The sequence below is a fragment of the Plantactinospora sp. WMMB782 genome, from assembly GCF_049179135.1.
Classification (GTDB): Bacteria; Actinomycetota; Actinomycetes; order Mycobacteriales; family Micromonosporaceae; genus Plantactinospora.
Map to the genome: position 1 here is coordinate 606,760 of NZ_JBMHMC010000007.1, position 15,587 is coordinate 622,346.

The following is a 15,587-nucleotide window of genomic DNA, read 5'->3' on the forward strand; positions in this document are numbered from 1 at the left end:
TCATTCCCGTTCCGGGTGGCCGGTGACCCGGGTCCGGTCCGGGTGACCGGTGACCCGGGAGAGCCGGGACGGCCACCAGACCGCCGGTCCGATGTCGTAGGTCAAGGCCGGCACCAGCAGCGAGCGTACGACGATCGTGTCCAGCAGTACGCCGAGCGCGACCGCCAGGCCGAGTTCGATCAGGATCACCAGCGGCAGTACGGCCAGGGCGGAGAAGGTGGCCGCCAGCACGAACCCGGCCGAGGTGATCACCCCACCGGTGACCACCAGCCCGCGTAGCACCCCGGACCGGGTGCCCTGGCGCACGGACTCCTCCCGTACCCGGCTCATCAGGAAGATGTTGTAGTCGATGCCGAGCGCAACGAGAAAGACGAAGGCGAAGAGCGGGAACGACGCGTCGACGCCGGGGAAGCCGAAGGCGTAGCGGAAGAGGAACGCGCAGAGTCCGAGGGTGGCCAGGAACGACAGCACCACGGTGAGGATCAGCAGGATCGGGGCGAGCAGGGCGCGGAGCAGCAGGGCCAGGATCACCGCGATGACCCCGAGTACCACCGGGATGATCACGTTCCGGTCCCGGGTGGAGGCGTCGGCGGTGTCCACCCCGACCGCCGTCGACCCGCCGACCACCGCGTCGGCGCCCGGCACGGCGTGTACGGCGACCCGCAGCTCGCGTACCGTCTGCTCCGCCTCGGCGCTGTCGGCCGGCGCGGTCAGGGTGGCCTGGAGCTGGACCCGGCCGTCCACCACCTTCGGCGGCCCGGCGGAGGCGCCCGGCGCACCCGGACCGCCCGGCGTGCCCGGACCGCCCGGCGTGCCCGGACCGCCCGGTGCACCCGGCGCGCCCGGACCACCCGGCGTGGCTTCCGAGCCGGTCGCGTTGGGATCGCCGGCCGGGACGGTGCGCACCTGCGCGATTCCCGGCACGCCACCGACCGCCTCCGCCACCCGGTCGGCCGCGCCGGCCAGCGGGAAGATGGTGACCGGGCTGCCCAGCCCGCCGGGGTAGTGCCGTTCGATCACCTCATCGGCGATCACCGAGTCGGTCCGGTTGGTGAACAGCTCCGACTGGTCGAGCCGGGTGGCGCCGAGCTGGGTCAGTCCGAAGCCGAGCGCGACCAGGGTCAGGGTGGTGACCACCCAGACCAGCCTTGCCCGCCGGGCGACGAAGTGCGCGACCGGTTTCCACAGTCGGCCGACCGAGGCGGCGCCCTGGACGTACGGCGACCGGGGCCAGAACACCCATCGCCCGCCGAGCAGCAGCAGGGCCGGCAGGAAGGTGAGCATCACCACCAGGGTGGCGCCGATGCCGACCGCCGCGACCGGCCCGAGGGCCTGGTTGGAGCTCAGGCTGGACAGCAGCAGGGTGAGCAGTCCGGCGATCACCGTGCCGCCGGAGGCGAAGATGGCCGGCGCGGCACCCCGCCAGGCGGCGAGCATCGCGCTGACGGTGTCGTGGTGCCGGCACAGCTCCTCGCGGTAGCGGGCGATCAGCAGCAGCGCGTAGTCGGTGCCGGCTCCGAAGACCAGCACGGTGAGGATGCCCTGGGCCTGCCCGTTCAGGGTGATCACGTCGGATCTGGCCAGGAAGTAGACCGCCAGGGTGGCGAGGGCGTAGGAGAGACCGGCGGCGAGCAGCGGGACGATCCAGAGCACCGGGCTGCGGTAGACGACCAGCAGGATGACGAGTACCACGACGAGGGTGACCAGCAGCAGCGGGCCGTCGATCGACGAGAAGACCTCGATCAGGTCGCCGAGCAGCCCGGCCGGGCCGCCGACCACGACGACCTGGCCGGCGTCGCCCTTACCGGCGATCCGGCGCAGCTCGGCGACCACCTCGCGGGTCCGGTCGCCCTCGGCGTTGTCCACCGGCACGATCACCTGGAGGGCCTTGCCGTCGGCGCTCGGTATCGGCGGCGGCAGCGGTGCGACGACCCCCGGTACGGCGGCGAACCGGGCCGCGTCCGCGTTGACCCGTTGCCGGTCGGCGTCGGTGACCCCGGCGTCCCGGGCGTAGACGACCAGGGCCGGCAGGGTCTGCCGTTCGACGAATCCGGCGGCCAGCCGTTCGGCCCGGGTGGCTTCGGCGTCGGCCGGCAGGAACGCGGCGTTGTCGTTGGTGGCGACCTCGCCGAGCCGGCCCGGGTAGCGCATCGACACCGCGCCCACCGCCAGCCAGCCGACCACGACCAGGGCGGCGAGCAGCATGGCGGCGTGGCGTCGTGATCCAGCCATCTCCCACCCATCCGTTCCGTGCCCTCTCCGCACCGCCCCGACGACCGAGGCACCGGCACCGGACGGGCCGAACCAGGCCGGGTCGGACCAGGCCGGGCCGGACCGGGTCGCCGAGGGCGGAGGCCGGGGTCGCCGGAGTCCGGACAGGGCCCCAGATATGACGATGCCCGTCGGCGGGGCCGACGGGCGGGATGTTGGGAAAGCTCCCCCGTTTGGACTCGAACCAAAAACCTGCCGGTTAACAGCCGGCTGCTCTGCCAATTGAGCTACGGGGGATCGCGTTCTCCGACGCTGGATCTCTCCGGCGCCGTGCGACGGCACAAGAGTACAGGACGGCCGGGGGTGTGGGGCTACCGGGTTATCGCTCCGGCGCACCGGCCGGGGGCCGGGGAGACGTTCCGGAGGTCGCTATCTGGACAAAACGGCACGGGAGCCACCAGCAGGAATGACAGCGGTGGAGGATGGGTAGGGAACCTGGGGACAGACGACGCAGGCGCGACACGGTCGCTCACCGCGAATACCGGGGGCGCTGACCGCGTCACAACATGGAAAGGAGCCGTCATGCGCGGAAAGCTGTGGTTCGTCGGCGGGCTGGCTGTGGGCTTCGTCCTGGGCGCCCGCGCGGGCCGGGAGAGGTACGAGGAGTTGGTTCTCAAGGGCCGCCAGGTCCTGGACCACCCGACGGTGCAGGAAGCCGCCGGGGTGGCGCAGGCTCAGGCGTCCCGGCTGTACTCCGAGGGCAAGGATCGACTCAGCCACAGTCGGCTGGGCGAGAAGTTCGCCCTCGGTGACGGCAGCGAATCCGGGGCGGGTACCGGCAGCGGCGGCACGGAGACGACTGTCGGATCGGGTACGTCCGGCTCGGGCGCGACCGCCGGCTCGACCTCGACCTCCGGGTCGAGCGCGAAGTCCGGCTCGGGTACGGGCACGAAGTCCTCGACGACCGCCCCTGCCTCCCGGGCGGCGTCGGGAGCGAACGGCACAAGCTTCTGAGCTGGTGCACCTTCGCGTGATCGGTGTGGGGCCGGCCCGGGATCGGGCCGGCCCCACACCGTTCGCCGTTTCCGGCACCGCAGCGGGGCCGGGGCGGCTACCGCGGCGGAGCGCCTGCGGTCACTCCTTGCTGCTGAACGCGGCGTCGAAGGCCGCGCTCGGCGCGTCGAAGGCGAGCCGGCGGACGAACTGCAACGCCTCGGGTGCACCGACCAGCCGGTCCATCCCGGCGTCCTCCCACTCGATCGAGATGGGGCCGTCGTAGCCGATCGCGTTCAGCGCCCGGAACGAGTCCTCCCACGGCACGTCGCCGTGCCCGGTGGAGACGAAGTCCCAGCCCCGGCGCAGGTCGGCCCAGGGCAGGTGGGAGGCGAGGCGTCCCCGCCGCCCGTCCCCGGTACGCACCTTCGCGTCCTTGCAGTCGACGTGGTAGATCCGGTCGGCGAAGTCGAAGATGAAGTTCACCGGGTCGAGTTCCTGCCAGACGAAGTGCGACGGGTCCCAGTTCAGCCCGAACGCCGGCCGGTGCCCGATCGCCTCCAGGGTCCGCCGGGTGGTCCAGTAGTCGTAGGCGATCTCGCTCGGGTGTACCTCGTGGGCGAACCGCACCCCCACCTCGTCGAAGACGTCGAGGATCGGGTTCCACCGGTCGGCGAAGTCCTGGTAGCCCTTCTCGATCATCGACGGCGGGACCGGCGGGAACATCGCCAGGGTGTGCCAGATCGACGAGCCGGTGAACCCGACGACGGTCTTCACGCCGAGCTTCGCCGCCGCCCGGGCGGTGTCCTTGATCTCCTCGGCGGCCCGCTGCCGGACCCCCTCCGGTTCCCCGTCGCCCCAGATCCGGGCCGGCAGGATGTCCTTGTGCCGCTCGTCGATCGGATGGTCGCAGACCGCCTGCCCGACGAGGTGGTTGGAGATCGTCCAGACCTTGAGGTTGTACTTGGCCAGCGTCTCGCGCTTGCGGTCGACGTACGAGTCGTCGGCGAGTGCCTTGTCGACCTCGAAGTGGTCGCCCCAGCAGGCGATCTCCAGCCCGTCGTAGCCCCACTCCGAGGCGAGCCGGCACACCTCCTCGAACGGTAGGTCGGCCCACTGGCCGGTGAAGAGCGTGATGGGTCGCGCCATGGTCTGTCTCCCTGTTGATGATCACACGCGGGATTCGCGACTGCGCCGGCTCGGCGCCGGTGGACCGGGGCGAGGGTGGCCGTCCGGGACGGTGGCGGAACTCCCCCGGCGGACGGTCGGCAGGTGCGCCTCCGCACCTGGGCCGGGCGGGTTGCGCCTCCCGCCCGGTCGCCGGCCGACGCCGGGGATCGCCACGACCACTCTAGGCGGTGCCGGCCGGGCCTTCCAAGCCCCGCCTCCCGGACGAAGCGGACCGGGAGGCGGGGCGGGAGGCGGGGCGGGACGGGCCGGCAGAGCGCCTGGTCACGTCATGGCAGGGTCCACCGCTGGTTGGCCGCTCCGCTGATGCACTGCCACAGGTGCACGTCCTGGCCGTTCGCCGAGCTGTTGTTCGACACGTCCAGGCACTTGCCGGAGCCGGGGTGGCGCAGGGTGCCGTCCGACTGGGCGGTCCAGTTCTGCGCCGCGCCGGAGTTGCAGGTCCAGAGCTGGATCTTGGTGCCGTTCGCCGTACCCGATCCGGAGACGTCGAGGCACTTGCCCAGGGCCCGCAGGGTCTGCCCGTTGCGGGTCCAGGTCTGCCGGGCCGAACCGGAGACGCAGGCGTTGATCTGTGCCTGGGCGCCGTCGGCGGTGCTGCCGCCGTCGATCTCCAGGCACTTGCCGGCCAGCCCGACCACCGGCCCGGTGCCCGAGGGGGTAGGGGTGGTCGACCGGACCAGGGTGAACTCGTCGACGTCGTAGAGCCCGCTGCCGGAGCCGGCGACGGTCAGGTAGAGATTCTGGGTGCCGCTCGGCACGCCGGTCAGCGCGGCGTTCACAGTGGTGAAGTTCTCCCAGCCGCCGGTGTTGGCGATCGTCGCCGTGCCGAGCACCGAACCGTTCTGTGAACCGGTCCGGACCTGGAGGGTGCCGCCGGCACCGCCGGAGGCGACCCGGGCCCGCAGCGAGGTGACGCCGGTCAGGTTCTGCCCGTTGTACGCCGCCCAGTCGCCCGGGTCGAGGTACCCGATCGCCGAGCCGCCGACGGCGCTGGCCTTGCCGACCACGGTGACCCCGCTCTGCGCGCTGAACGCCTCGGCCTGCACCGTGGTGTTGGTGCCCGGGTCCGGGTCGGGGTTGCCGCCGCCGAGGTCCTTGATCCGGATGTTCCGGAACGAGACGTCGTCGCCGGTGCCGTGGTTCTGGATGCCGACATACCCGGCCAGCGACCGCACCGGGTCGGTGTTGGTGAAGTCGTTCACCAGTGCACCGTTCAGGTAGACCCGCAGCCGCTCCCCCTCGACCAGGATCTCGTAGCTGTTCCACTCCCCCGGCGGGTTCAGCGCGGCGTCCCGGGCGGCGATGTCCGCCGACTTGAAGCCGTAGATCGCCCCGGTGGTCCGGTCGGCGGTGTCGGTGGCGTCGATCTGGACCTCGTAGCCGTTGTCGATCGCCGACTGCGGGTCGGTCGACGACGGGAAGCCGACGAACACCCCGGAGTTGTCGTCGCCGGGCATCCGCCAGTCCAGCTTCAGCGAGTACGACGTGTACTGCTTGGCGCTGTACCAGTACAGGCCCATGCCGCCGGTCGAGGTTAGCGTGGCGTCGGAGTTGGTGAAGCTGCCCGGCCCGGCCTGGGACCAGCCGGTGGTCGAGCCGTTGTAGAGGGCGGTGTAGCCGGACTCCGGCCGGCAGTCGGCCCTGGTCCGGGCGGCCGCGTACCGGATGCCGCCGAGCAGGTGCGCCCGGAAGTTCGACTCCGTGTACGAGGCCTGGGTGTGCCCGCCACCGGTGTAGAAGGAGCGACCGCCCTCGTACGTCTTGCACCAGGCATGCGGGTGGTCCGCGCCCATCCCGCCGCCCGAGTACGACGACTCGTCGAGCGTCGCCAGCACCCGGGCGGTGGACCTGGCGTTGGTGCGGTAGTTGTACCACTCGTCGGTGCGGGTCCAGGTCTGCGGCAGGTGGGCCGTCGCGGCGTGCGCCCGGTTCTCCACCTTCACGTTGGCCTGCTGGATCGCCGGGTGCGAGGCGAAGTACGCCCCGACCAGGTTGCCGTAGAAGGACCAGTCGTACTCGGTGTCGGCGGCGGAGTGCACCCCGACGTACCCTCCACCGGCCCGGATGTACGACTCGAAGGCGCTCTGCTGGCTGGCGTTGAGTACGTCGCCGGTGGTGTTGAGGAAGATCACCGCCTCGTACTGGGCCAGGTTGCCGGTGGTGAAGGTGGCCGAGTCCTCGGTGGCGGTCACCGTGAAGCTGTTCGCCGCGCCGAGTTCCCGGATCGCCTGGATCCCGGCCGGGATGGCGTCGTGCCGGAACCCGGCGGTCTTGGAGAAGACCAGCACGTCGTATGGGGCGTCGGCGGCGCTGGCCGGGGCTGCCGGCACGGTGGTGCAGGCCAGTGCCACGAACGCGGTGGTGGCGAGACCGAGCAGGGAACGGGTCGGTCTCCGGTCGGGGCGGAACGGTCGTCTACGCATCGTCGCTCTCCTCACGAGGGCGGTGGAGGAGGGCCCCCGCGTCGGCGCGGGGGCCCAACCGGTCACGTCAGGGCAGGGTCCAGCGCTGGTTGGCGGCGCCGGCTATGCACTCCCAGAGGTGCACGTCCTGGCCGTTTGTGGAGCTGTTGCTGGAGACGTCCAGGCACTTGCCCGAGTTCGGGTTGCGGACCGTGCCGTCGGACTGCGGAACCCAGTTCTGGGCGACACCGCCGTTACAGGTCCACAGCTGGATCTTGGTGCCGTTGGCGGTGCCGTTGCCGTTGACGTCCAGGCACTTGCCGAGCGTACGCAGGGTCTGTCCGTTGCGGGTCCAGGTCTGGTGGGCCGAACCCGTACAGCTCCAGATCTGTGCCTGTGCGCCGTCGGCGGTGTTGCCGCCGTCGATCTCCAGGCACTTGCCGGCCAGCCCGACGACCGGCCCGCTGCCCGAGGGGGTGGAGGTGCCGGTGTTCAGGGTGAAGGCGTCGAGGTCGTAGAGGTGCCCGGTGCCGGAGCCGGCGAAGGTCAGGTAGAGCGTGGTGGTGCCGGACGGCGGGTTGCCTATCGTGCCGGAGACGTTGGTGAAGGTGTCCCAGGCGCCGGTGACCGGTACCGCGGCGCTGCCGAGCACCGTGCCGGTGGCCGAGCCGGCCCGGATCTGGAGGGTGCCGCCGGCGCCGGCCGACGAGACCCGGGCGGTGAACCCGTTGACGTTGTTCAACCGGTACGGCTGGAAGGCGATCCAGTCGCCGTTGTTGATGTCGCCGACGGTGTAGCCGCCCTCGGCGGGCGTCTTGGCGTACTTGGCGACCCCGGAGGAGGTCTCGTAGTGCTCCGCCTGCCGGTGCTTCGGCGCCAGCTCGCTCTGGCTGCGGCTGGTCAGCCCGCCGTTGTCGGTGTACTGGGCGTCGAAGACCGGAAAGATGTTCGCCGCGTCGTCGTGCTCGCCGTCCACCGGGATGGTGATGCTGCCGGTGCAGCCGTTGGCCGAGGTGATCTCGTGGGCGTGGCTGTCGTGCCCGAGCAGGTAGGTCATCTCGACCTTGGAGCAGTCGACGGTGCCGTCCTCGGGGTCGGTGACGGTGATCTGGAACGGCACCGCCTCACCGAACCCGACCACCTGGCCGGAGGCCGGTGCGGTGATGGTGACCGTCGGCGCGGTGTTGCCGACGTTTATCGGCACGCTGGCGGTTCCGGTCGCGCCGGCCGGATCCCGCACGGTCAGCGTCGCGGTGTACTGCCCGTTCGTGTTGTACGTCTTCGTCGGGTTGGCCGCCGTGGAGGTGGTGCCGTCGCCGAAGTTCCAGGAGTACGTCAGCGCGCCGCCCTCCGGGTCGGTCGAGCCGGCCGAGGAGAAGGTCACGCTCAGCGGTGCCGCCCCCGAGGTCCGGTTGGCGCTGGCCATCGCGATCGGGGCCCGGTTGCCGCCGCCGACGTAGTCGAAGCGGTAGACCGCCGAGTTGGCGTCGCCGCTGCCCCAGCCGGCGCCGTAGTCGAGCACGTAGTAGGCGCCGTCCGGGCCGAACGCCGAGTCCATCACCTGCTTGCCGGACCACGGGAAGGTGTCGATGGCACCCCGGGAGCCGTCGGCGTTCACGTGGATCGGCTTGATCCAGCCCCGGCCGAACTCGGTGGCGAAGAACTGGCCGTCGAAGCTGGCCGGGAACTTGGTCGGCGACGGGTTGTTGGCGTCGTACCGGTAGACCGGGCCGGCGTGCGGCGACTCGGAGCCGCCGCCGAACTCGGCCGGGCTGCCGGAGTCACCGGCGTACTTGATCCAGGCCGGCTTGGCCGGCGGCAGGGTGCCCTGGCCGGTGTTCCGGAACGAGTTGTTCGTCGGGCCGCCGGTGCAGTTGTACTTCGCCGCGCTCGGCCCGCTCGGGAAGGTGTACTCGTTGTAGGTCTCGGCGCTGGTGTTCGTCCCGGTGCAGTACGGCCAGCCGTAGTTGCCGGGCGCGGGGACCCGGTTGAACTCGACCTGGCCGCTGGGCCCACGGCTGGAGTTGGTCGAGCCGGCGTCCGGGCCGTAGTCGGAGATGTAGACGACCCCGGTGGCCCGGTCGACGCTGAGCCGGAACGGGTTGCGGAAACCCATCGCGTAGATCTCCGGCCGGGTGTTCGGGGTGCCCGGTGCGAACATGTTCCCGCTCGGGATCGAGTACGTCCCGTTGGCGTTCACCTTGATCCGCAGGATCTTGCCCCGCAGGTCGTTCGTGTTGCCGGCCGACCGCTGCGCGTCGTACGCCGGGTAGCGGTTGGTCCGCTCGTCGAGCGGGGAGTAGCCGGACGACTCGAACGGGTTGCTGTCGTCGCCGGTGGAGAGATAGAGGTTGCCGGCGGCGTCGAAGTCGATGTCCCCGCCGACGTGGCAGCACATCCCCCGGTCGGCGGCCACGTCGAGCACCGCCACCTGGCTGCCCATGTTGACGGTGAAGTCGGAGTTCAGGGTGAACCGGGCCAGCCGGTTGACGCCGCTGAACGGCGCGAACTGCGCCGCCGAGCCGGTGGCCGGCGCGTCGCCGCCCGGGGTGGACAGCGGCGGGGCGAAGTAGAGGTAGATGTGCCGGTTGCTGGCGAAGTTCGGGTCCACCCCGACGCCCTGCAACCCCTCCTCGTCGTGGGTGTAGACCGGGATGTTCGCGATCACCGAGGTGTTTCCGGCGGCGTCGGTCCGGCGCAGCGTGCCGTTGCGGGCGGTGTGCAGGACCGAGCGGTCCGGCAGTACCGCCAGGGACATCGGCTCGCCCAGTTCGGCGACGCCGCGGGCCAGGGTGACCTGCTGGAAGTCGGCCGGGTTGATCGTGTGTGCGAGCGCCGGGGTGGGCTGGGCGACTACCGCGGGTACGGCGGTCGCCGCGAGCAGCGCGACCCCGGTGACCCAGGCCCGGCGCCTCGTCGCGCGGGCCCGACCGGCCTGGCGGCCGCTGGGTGGTGGGGATTGGTGTGGAGACATGGTCGTGCACTCCCGTCCTGAACAGGTGCGTACAGGCAGGGCGCTCGCCGTTGCGCCAGATGCCGTCGGGGTGGTTCTCTGCCCGGGGGTCGCCGTTCCCGCCAAGCCGCCGCGACCGCCGACCGATATGGACACACCGGTACGCCGATCGCCGTCGTGGGCTGACCGCGCCGCCGGTAACCTCGACGTAATACGAATGAGCTTTGCTCGACACACTAATTTCGATGTGTTGATGTGTCCATAGCTTCCGCCACACCAACATGAACTTCTGTCGCGATGACAGAAAGTTGCGACTTTGATGATCAGATTTCTGTGGTCCGCGCCGCTCCGGCCGGTCGTCCGGGCTTGCCGCCGGCCGGGCCGGGTCGCCGGTCAGCGCTGTCCGGGTGCCGGGTTGTCGGGCAGCGCCGTCCCTACCGGGCCGCCGGGACAGCGCTATCCGTGCCGCTGGACGGCCTCGGCCGTCAGGGTGGCGAGCACGGCGGCGGCCTCGGCCGAGACCGGCGCCTCGGCCAGCGCCGCCAGCGCGGCATCGGTACGAACCTTGATCATCTGCTCGATCCGGTCCAGGGCGCCGGTCTCGACGATTATCGCGCGCAGCTCGGCGGCGCCGTCCGGGTCCAACTCCGGGTTGCCGAAGAGCGCCTTCAGCCGCTGCGCCTGTGCCCGGTCCGCACTTCCCCGGGCCAGCGCCATCATCACCGTCGGCTTGCCCTCCCGCAGGTCGTCCAGGATGGACTTGCCGGTCAGCGCCGGATCGCCGAAGACCCCCAACACGTCGTCGCGGAGCTGGAAGGCGTCGCCGAGCGGGTCGCCGAACGCGGCCAGCGCACCGAGCAGCTCCGCCGACCCGCCGGCCAGCGCGGCGCCGATCTGCAACGGCCGGGTCACCGTGTAGCGTGCCGCCTTCATCCGCACCACGGTCAGCGCGCTGGCCACCGACCCGTCGCCGACCCCGGAGACCAGGTCGAGGTACTGCCCGGCGATCACCTCGGTGCGCATCGTCGCGAAGACGCCGTACCCCTGGTGCACCTCCGCCGGAGGCAGGCCGCACTCGTGGAAGAGCTGGTCGGCCCAGGCGGCGCAGAGGTCGCCGCAGAGCAGCGCGGTGCTGCGCCCGTACGAGGCCGGGTCGCCGCGCCAGGCGGACCGGGCGTGCAGGTCGGCGAAGAGCCGGTGCACCGAGGGCTCGCCGCGCCGCCGGTCGCTGCCGTCCATGATGTCGTCGTGGATCAGCGCGAAGGCGTGGAACAGTTCCAGCGCGGCGGCGGCGGCCACGATCGGGGTACCGTCCGCACCCCCGGCCGCCCGCCAGCCCCAGTAGCAGAAGAGCGGACGCAGCCGCTTGCCGCCGGCCAGCACGAACCGGTGCAGCGTGGTGAAGACACCCCGGGGCGCGCCGTCCGGCCAGTCCGGGTCCTGCCGGTCGAGGAAGGCGACGAGCTGGGCGTCGAAGCGTTTCCGCAACTCGCCGAGGTCCGCCTCCGGAACGGTCGCCGTCATGGCCGCTCCCCCGTCGCCGGGGCGGCGACGACGCCGGCCGGGTCGGTGCCGGCGAGGCGGAGCAGCAGCTCCTTGACCTCCGTGGCCTGGTAGCGGTCCCGGGCCACCGAGGGGTCCGAGCAGATCAGCACCGGCGCGTCCGCCGGGTCGGCGGGCAGCCGGCCGTGCGAGCCGCGCACCGCCCGCGCGCCCGCGTCCAGCCCCACCACGCTCATCAGGTAGCGCATCCCGAGCTTCTTGCGGGCCAGCGCCACCGCCGCCCGGCGCTTCGCCGCGCCCGGCGCGGCCGGATCGAAGAACAGCTCCGCCGGGTCGTACCCGGGCTTGCGGTGGATCTCCACCATCCGGGCGAAGTCCGGGGCGCGGGCGTCGTCGAGCCAGTAGTAGTAGGTGAACCAGGCGTCCGGCTCGGCGACCAGCACCAGCTCACCGGCGCGCTCGTGGTCGAGCCCGTGCTCGGCCTTTCCGGCGGCGTCCAGCACCTCGGCCACCCCGGGCAGCCCGGCGCAGAGCTTCGCCACCGCCGGCACGTCGGCCGGGTCCCTGACGTAGACGTGCGCGATCTGGTGGTCGGCGACCGCGAACGCCCGCGAGGTCCACGGATCCAGGTACTCCATCCCGTCCTGGGTGTAGACCCGGAGCAGCCCCTCGGCCCGGAGCAGCCGGTTCACGTCCACCGGCCGGCTCGCCTCGGTGATGCCGTACTCGGAGAGCACCACCACCGTCGCGTTCCGGGCGGCGGCCGCGTCCAGCAGCGGGCCGAGCACTCCGTCGAGTTCGGTCGCGGCGTCCGCCGCCTGCTCCGACGACGGGCCGAAGCGTTGCAGGTCGTAGTCGAGGTGCGGGACGTAGACCAGGGTCAGGTCGGGATTCTTCTCGGTCATGATCTGCACGGCGGCCCGGCAGATCCACTCCGACGACGGCAGTCCCGCCCCCGGCCCCCAGTAGGTGAACAGCGGAAACCCGCCCAGCTTCCCGGTCAGCTCGTCGTGCAGCTCCGGCGGGTCGGTGTAGCAGTCCGGCTCCTTGCGCCCGTCGGCGTAGTAGATCGGCCGGGGCGTCACCGTCCAGTTCACGTCGGCGCCCATCGCGTACCACCAGCAGACGTTGGCGACCGTGTAGTCCGGGCGCTGCCGGCGGGCCGCCTGCCAGACCTTCTCCCCGCCCATCAGCGCGTGGTGCTGGCGCCACAGGAACACCTCGCCCAGGTCCCGGAAGTACCAGCCGTTCCCGACGATGCCGTGCTCGGCCGGAAGTACCCCGGTGAGCAGGGTCGCCTGGGCCGAACAGGTGACCGCCGGCAGCACGGTGCCGAGTTCGGCCTGGCAGCCGGCTTCGGCCAGGGCGCGCAGCCGGGGCATCCGGGCCAGCAGCCGGGGTGTCAGCCCGACCACGTCGATCACGAGCAGTGGGTCAGCCATCGTGCCTCCTCGGCGCGGATACGCGGGCGGCCGGACCGGTCGGGTCGGCCGGGTCGGCGTTCGCCGGGTCGGCGTTCGCCGGGTCGGACAGGGCGCCGGTGATCCCGGTCGGTTCGCCGGGGATTCGGGTCAGCCCGAGCGCGACCAGTTCGTCACGGGCGAAGGCCAGCTCGGCGGCGATCCCGCCGGCCAGCTCCGGCTCCGATCCCGGGCGCTGCCCGGCCGGCAGCACCCCCCAGGTGTACGTCTCGACGTCCAGGTGGTCACAGCCGGCGGCCGGCCCGGTGAACAGCTCCCGCAGCGCCGCCCGGAGCACCGGAACCGTCGACTCCAGCGGCGCGGCGGGTGCGGCGTGCAGCGGCACGTGGTAGTGCACCCGCCATGCGCCGGGCAGACCGGCGGACAGCGCCGCGTCCAGGTCGTCGGCGGCGTGTGCCGGATCGGCCGGGTCGGCGGCCCCGGCACAGGCTTCGGTGCGGGTCTGGTGCAGGAAGCGCGGCTCGACGTACCCGCGCAGGTCCTCGGCGGCCGCGACCGGGTCGGCGGCGGCCAGCGCGGCCGAGACCTGCACCTTCACCACCGGCAGCCCGGCGGCGCGCAGCCGGCCCAGCGCCTGCGCCGGATCCTCCCAGGCGCAGGCGAGATGGGCCAGATCGAGGCAGATGCCGAGCCGGTCAGTGTCCACCCGGGACAGTGCCTGTACGGCCTGGCCGGTCGACTCGACCACGCAGCCCGGCTCCGGCTCGAAGCCGACCCGCACCGCCCGGCCGGTACGCCAGGCGACCTGGGTCAGCCCGGCGGCCAGCTCGTCCAGCACCCGGGCCGCCCGGTCGGCCTGGCGCCGCTCCCACGGCTCGCGCCAGGCCAGCGGCAGGGTCGAGATCGAACCCCGGACGGCGTCGTCGGGAAGCAGGTCGACGAGCACGGTGGCCAGGTTCAGGGTGTAGACCAGCCGGTCCCGGGTGGTCCAGTCCGGGTGGTAGACGGCCTGCTTCACCACCGGGGCGTGGAAGGACTGGTAGGGGAACCCGTTCAGGGTCACCACCTCAAGTCCCCGGGCGACCAGCTCGGCGCGGAGCTTCCGCCGGGTCTGCGGGTCGGCGGCGAGCCCGGCCGCCACCGGCGCGGCCAGCCACAGCCCCAACCCGAGTACGTCGGCGTCCAGCCGCTCCCGGATCGGCACCGCGTACGTGTCGAGCTGCCCCAGCACCCCGGCCAGGTCCTCGGCCGGGTGCACGTTGGTGCAGTAGCTCAGGTGCACCGTCTGCCCGTCGGCGTGCCGCAGCCGCATCAGCTGCCGCCCCGCAGGATCGAGTTCCCCTCGAAGGTGCCGGCCGCCCCGCCGGCCGGACCGTTCCCGCCGGCCGGGGCGTCGCCGTCGCCCGGAGCGTCCGCGTCGAGTTCCAGCCGGCCGGACTGGCCGTAGAACTCGACCGGGTTGCGCCAGAGCACCCGGTCGACGTCGTCGTCGTCGAAGCCGGCGGCCAGCATCGCCTCCCCGGTGGCCCGGGTCAGCAGCGGATCCGACCGGCCCCAGTCGGCGGCCGAGTTGACGAGCATCCGCTCGGTGCCGTACTTCCGGAGCAGCTCGACCATCCGCGGCGGCGACATCTTGGTCTCCGGATAGATGGAGAAGCCGAGCCAGCAGCCGGTGTCCCGGACCAGCGGCACGGTCACCTCGTTCAGGTGGTCGATCACCACCCGCCCCGGGTCGAGACCGGACTCGGCGACCACCGCGAGACTCCGCTCGGTGCCCCGGGCCTTGTCCCGGTGCGGGGTGTGCACCAGCGCCGGCAGCTCGTGTTCGACCGCCAGGGCGAGCTGGGCGGCGAAGACCTCGTCCTCCTCCGGCGTCATCGAGTCGTAGCCGACCTCGCCGACCGCGACCACGCCGTCCTTGTCCAGATAGCGGGGCAGCAGGTCGAGCACCTCCCGGCAGCGCGGGTCGTTGGCCTCCTTCGGGTTCAGCGCGATCGTGGCGTGGTGCCGGATGCCGAACTGGCTGGCCCGGAACGGCTCCCAGCCGACCAGCGCGTCGAAGTAGTCGACGAAGGACGCGGCGCTGGTCCGCGGCTGGCCGAGCCAGAACGCCGGCTCCACCAGGGCGCGTACCCCGGCGGCGGCCATCCGTTCGTAGTCGTCGGTGGTCCGCGAGGTCATGTGGATGTGCGGGTCGAAGATCCTCATCACGCCTCCTCCACGCCGGACCGGCCCGGGGTCCCCGACCGGTCGGGCGTGCTCAGTCGGTCCAGCAGCGCGGTCGCGTCCGCCGGCATCTCCCGGCCGGCCGCCCGGCGCTCGTCGGCCAGGCCGGCCAGCATCACGGCCAGTTCGACGTCGGCCCGCTCGTCGAGCCGGTGCACCACGGCCAGCGGGATGCCGGTGAAGACGCACTTGAGCACCGCCTGCCGCCAGCCGGCCTGGTCGAGCCGGTCGGCGTACCGGCCGAGGGCGGCGGCGACCAGCCGGGTGTCGTTGGTCCGGATCGCGTCATGCAGCAGCGGCACCCCGGCGTCGCCGACCGGCAGCAGCGGCAGGGCCCGCAGCACCGCCCGCTTCTCCGCCGCGTCACCTTCCCGGTAGCGGGCCTCGAGCTGGCCGGGCAGCTCGGCCGAGGGCAGTGCGCCGAGCAGCAGTACCCGGGCGGCGTCGTCGGCGGTCCAGCCGGGCAGGCCGGGCAGGGGTGCCCGGCCGCACCTGCGGCCGGCCGCCGCGAAGAGCCGGCCGAGCGCGGCCGGTTCGGCGCCGACCCGGCGTAACGCCTCGGCCAGCCAGTCCCGGTCGGGCAGCCGGTCCCGGTCGGGCGGCGGCCCGTCGGGTACGGCCAGCAGCGCCGCCCGCAGTCGTTCCAGTTCCGGTTCCGGTTCCATCCGGTCCTCCCCAGTCTTTCCG

The 15,587-nt window shown here is 72.3% G+C and carries 10 protein-coding genes and 1 tRNA gene; 1 reads left to right on the forward strand and 10 read right to left on the reverse strand.

Annotated elements, in window-relative coordinates; all coding sequences use genetic code 11:
- Both ACN28A_RS04640 and ACN28A_RS04645 read right to left on the reverse strand, forming a co-directional pair.
- Window positions 1-2,232, reverse strand: a complete 2,232-nt coding sequence (locus tag ACN28A_RS04640) for an MMPL family transporter (protein WP_421392658.1) — start codon at window positions 2,230-2,232, stop codon at window positions 1-3.
- Window positions 2,233-2,435: 203 nt separating this feature from the next.
- Window positions 2,436-2,508, reverse strand: a tRNA-Asn gene (locus ACN28A_RS04645).
- Between the two features lie 285 nt (window positions 2,509-2,793).
- Here ACN28A_RS04645 and ACN28A_RS04650 point away from each other — a divergent pair.
- Window positions 2,794-3,225: a hypothetical protein gene (locus ACN28A_RS04650; protein WP_421392661.1), complete on the forward strand. Its 432-nt coding sequence runs from the start codon at window positions 2,794-2,796 to the stop codon at window positions 3,223-3,225.
- 120 nt (window positions 3,226-3,345) lie between these two features.
- Here the strand turns inward: ACN28A_RS04650 and ACN28A_RS04655 are convergent, their stop codons facing one another.
- From ACN28A_RS04655 to ACN28A_RS04690, 8 genes are all read right to left on the reverse strand, one after another.
- Window positions 3,346-4,353 (reverse strand): sugar phosphate isomerase/epimerase family protein, encoded by a 1,008-nt coding sequence (locus ACN28A_RS04655; protein ID WP_421392664.1) that lies wholly within the window; start codon window positions 4,351-4,353, stop codon window positions 3,346-3,348.
- Window positions 4,354-4,661: 308 nt separating this feature from the next.
- Window positions 4,662-6,818 (reverse strand): ThuA domain-containing protein, encoded by a 2,157-nt coding sequence (locus ACN28A_RS04660; RefSeq protein WP_421392667.1) that lies wholly within the window; start codon window positions 6,816-6,818, stop codon window positions 4,662-4,664.
- Between the two features lie 67 nt (window positions 6,819-6,885).
- Window positions 6,886-9,771: a PQQ-dependent sugar dehydrogenase gene (locus ACN28A_RS04665; protein WP_421392670.1), complete on the reverse strand. Its 2,886-nt coding sequence runs from the start codon at window positions 9,769-9,771 to the stop codon at window positions 6,886-6,888.
- Between the two features lie 435 nt (window positions 9,772-10,206).
- On the reverse strand, window positions 10,207-11,274 hold the full coding sequence (locus tag ACN28A_RS04670; RefSeq protein ID WP_421392672.1) for a polyprenyl synthetase family protein: 1,068 nt from the start codon (window positions 11,272-11,274) through the stop codon (window positions 10,207-10,209).
- Window positions 11,271-12,695 (reverse strand): alkaline phosphatase family protein, encoded by a 1,425-nt coding sequence (locus tag ACN28A_RS04675; protein WP_421392674.1) that lies wholly within the window; start codon window positions 12,693-12,695, stop codon window positions 11,271-11,273. Before ACN28A_RS04675 ends, ACN28A_RS04670 begins: the two co-directional genes overlap by 4 nt.
- Entirely contained in the window at window positions 12,688-13,986 is a 1,299-nt protein-coding gene (gene eboE / locus ACN28A_RS04680; RefSeq protein ID WP_421392677.1) for a metabolite traffic protein EboE, read from the reverse strand. Before eboE ends, ACN28A_RS04675 begins: the two co-directional genes overlap by 8 nt.
- A complete protein-coding gene (locus ACN28A_RS04685) occupies window positions 13,986-14,882 on the reverse strand; it encodes a TatD family hydrolase (protein WP_421392679.1) in 897 nt (298 codons plus the stop codon). The genes eboE and ACN28A_RS04685 overlap by 1 nt, the downstream gene beginning before the upstream one ends.
- Complete coding sequence (locus tag ACN28A_RS04690; protein ID WP_421392681.1) at window positions 14,882-15,565, reverse strand: EboA domain-containing protein; 684 nt, start codon at window positions 15,563-15,565, stop codon at window positions 14,882-14,884. The genes ACN28A_RS04685 and ACN28A_RS04690 overlap by 1 nt, the downstream gene beginning before the upstream one ends.
- Between the last annotated feature and the right edge of the window lie 22 nt (window positions 15,566-15,587).

Excerpts from the sequence above, each read along its gene's own strand:
- ACN28A_RS04640 (WP_421392658.1), bottom strand. The coding sequence starts at position 2,232 with ATGGCTGGATCACGACGCCACGCCGCCATGCTGCTCGCCGCCCTGGTC.
- ACN28A_RS04650 (WP_421392661.1), top strand. The coding sequence starts at position 2,794 with ATGCGCGGAAAGCTGTGGTTCGTCGGCGGGCTGGCTGTGGGCTTCGTC.
- ACN28A_RS04655 (WP_421392664.1), bottom strand. The coding sequence starts at position 4,353 with ATGGCGCGACCCATCACGCTCTTCACCGGCCAGTGGGCCGACCTACCG.
- ACN28A_RS04660 (WP_421392667.1), bottom strand. The coding sequence starts at position 6,818 with ATGCGTAGACGACCGTTCCGCCCCGACCGGAGACCGACCCGTTCCCTG.
- ACN28A_RS04665 (WP_421392670.1), bottom strand. The coding sequence starts at position 9,771 with ATGTCTCCACACCAATCCCCACCACCCAGCGGCCGCCAGGCCGGTCGG.
- ACN28A_RS04670 (WP_421392672.1), bottom strand. The coding sequence starts at position 11,274 with ATGACGGCGACCGTTCCGGAGGCGGACCTCGGCGAGTTGCGGAAACGC.
- ACN28A_RS04675 (WP_421392674.1), bottom strand. The coding sequence starts at position 12,695 with ATGGCTGACCCACTGCTCGTGATCGACGTGGTCGGGCTGACACCCCGG.
- eboE (WP_421392677.1), bottom strand. The coding sequence starts at position 13,986 with ATGCGGCTGCGGCACGCCGACGGGCAGACGGTGCACCTGAGCTACTGC.
- ACN28A_RS04685 (WP_421392679.1), bottom strand. The coding sequence starts at position 14,882 with ATGAGGATCTTCGACCCGCACATCCACATGACCTCGCGGACCACCGAC.
- ACN28A_RS04690 (WP_421392681.1), bottom strand. The coding sequence starts at position 15,565 with ATGGAACCGGAACCGGAACTGGAACGACTGCGGGCGGCGCTGCTGGCC.